General features: G+C 62.8%; 2 protein-coding genes. Both read right to left on the bottom strand.

The features are described 5' to 3' along the window. The coding region (locus Q1J43_RS00565; protein ID WP_301100337.1) for a head maturation protease, ClpP-related at positions 1-532 on the bottom strand (532 nt) is incomplete at its 3' end. After that, positions 525-1811: a phage portal protein gene (locus tag Q1J43_RS00560; protein ID WP_301100335.1), complete on the bottom strand. Its 1287-nt coding sequence runs from the start codon at positions 1809-1811 to the stop codon at positions 525-527. The genes Q1J43_RS00560 and Q1J43_RS00565, both read right to left, overlap by 8 nt. Positions 1812-1925: the final 114 nt, after the last annotated feature.

The raw sequence follows: 1925 nt of genomic DNA, 5'->3' as shown, positions 1-1925 counted from the left end.
CGTCGGCGGTAAACCATGTTTCGGCGGCCATCAATTGCATGACGGCCTCGGCCTCCATGCCGCTGCGCGTCGCGTAAGTCTCGGCCAGCGTGCCGTCGAGCTTGTCGAGCAACGCCGCCTGCGCCGTCATGGCGTCGGCGTTGCCGATGGCGATCGTCCAAGCCTTATGGATCATCAAAAACGCGCCCTTGGCCATGATGATTTGGTCCGCCGCCATGACCATGAACGACGCGGCGGAGGCGGCGTAACCGTCGATATGCGCGATGACGGTGGCGGCGCTGTCGCGCAGCGCCTGTTCGATGGCGCGGGCCGCGAACACGTCACCGCCCGGGCTGTTGACGCGCAAATTGATCACCGGCGCGGTGACGGCGCGGATGGTTTTGACCAGCGTTTCCGCCGACACGCCGCCCCAGTATTCGGCTTCGATGTCGGTGCCGACGATGGCGTCGTAAAGATAAATCGTGGTTTCCTGCGCGGCGTTTTCGACGCTGAAAAAACCCTTGCCGCGGTTTTCAGACAGCAGCTTAAACATTTGGTGGCGCATTTGTGTCCCCTTTGTTGATGACGTCGCCGCCCTCGACCGGCGGCAGGTTTTCCAGACGCCGCACTTCGTTGACGGTGAGAAAGCCCGGTTCGCCCGCGCGGCCGATGGCGGTGCGGTGCGCGTCGTAACGCGATTTCAGATCGCCGCGCTCGAGTCCGGCGGTCGTGAATTCGGCAAAAACTTCGGTGTCGCGCAGCGCTTTACGGTTGATTTCCTGCTCGAATTTCGTGAGATGGCGCATCAACGTGTATTTAACGAAGCCGATCGACATTTGTTCGACGCCCGAGCCGTAACTGGTTGTCTTGTCGGTGAGGCCGATCATGTGCGGCGGGACGCCGAAGATGCGCGCCACGTCCTCGGCTTGCAGATTGCGCGTCGCGAGCAATTGCGCGTCCACCGAATTGAGCGTCAAAGGCTGGATTTTCAGGCCGCCGGACAGCAACGCGGGGCGATAGGCGCGGTGCGGGCCGCCATGCATGTCGTTCCATGCTTCGCGAATTTTGGCACCCTGTTCTTCGGTCAGGGTGTTGCTTTCGGTCGTCAGCACAAAATCGGGCCGCGCGCCGTTGCCGAAAAAGCGCGCCGTGTGCTCCGTCGCGGCCAGCGCGATGCCCGCCGCGCTGCGTAGGGCGTATGACAGCGGCGTCATGCCGCGCAAGCCATTAAAGCCGATGCCCGGCACGTGCAGCATGTCGTCTTGATCGATGATGACGCTCTTGCCGCCGATTTCGGGATCGGTGAGGCGGTATTTCAAGCGGCCGTCGATCCGGCGCACCTCGACATTGCTGGGGTGCCATGGCACGAGGCTGGCCACGGCGGGGTCGAAGGCGCTGGTGCGGGTGATGCGCGCAAAGGCGTCGCCATGCAACAGCAGCGACGAAGTGAGAAATTCCCAAAATACCGCGGCGGTGCACAACGGCGACGGCGCGCGGTTGAGCAAAGCGGCGAGCGGATGACGCTCGATGCGCTCCCGTCCGCCCGCGGTTGAACGATAAATCGGCAAGGGCAAGCCACCGATGGCACCGGCGATCAAGCTCACGCAGGAATAAACCGCGCTGATCGACATTGCGGAGCGTTCCGTGACCTCGACACCCGCCGCATTATTGGCCGCGAAGAAAAACTCCGATGACGGTGCGCTCGTCAACATTTGGTTGTTGATCGCGGCAGGCGTCACGCCGGATTCCGTCACGTCTTGCGGGCATGGCGGCGCGATGCGCGCCCGATCACCTCCCACGAGGCCGCGCATGAAAGCCGTGAGTTTCGACATGAGGGCGTAAAACCTTACAGAATGATGATGCCAGGCACTTGCTTAGGCTCCGGCACCGCCAGCGTGCGGGCCAGCGCCATGATCAGCGTCACGATGCCGTCGATGCGCTTGCTG

This window comes from Propionivibrio sp. (genome assembly GCF_029255185.1).
GTDB lineage: Bacteria > Pseudomonadota > Gammaproteobacteria > Burkholderiales > Rhodocyclaceae > Propionivibrio.
This window is presented reverse-complemented; position numbering and strand designations above follow the sequence as displayed.

Coding starts and splice junctions, on each gene's coding strand:
- Q1J43_RS00560 (WP_301100335.1), bottom strand. CDS start 1,811: ATGTCGAAACTCACGGCTTTCATGCGCGGCCTCGTGGGAGGTGATCGG.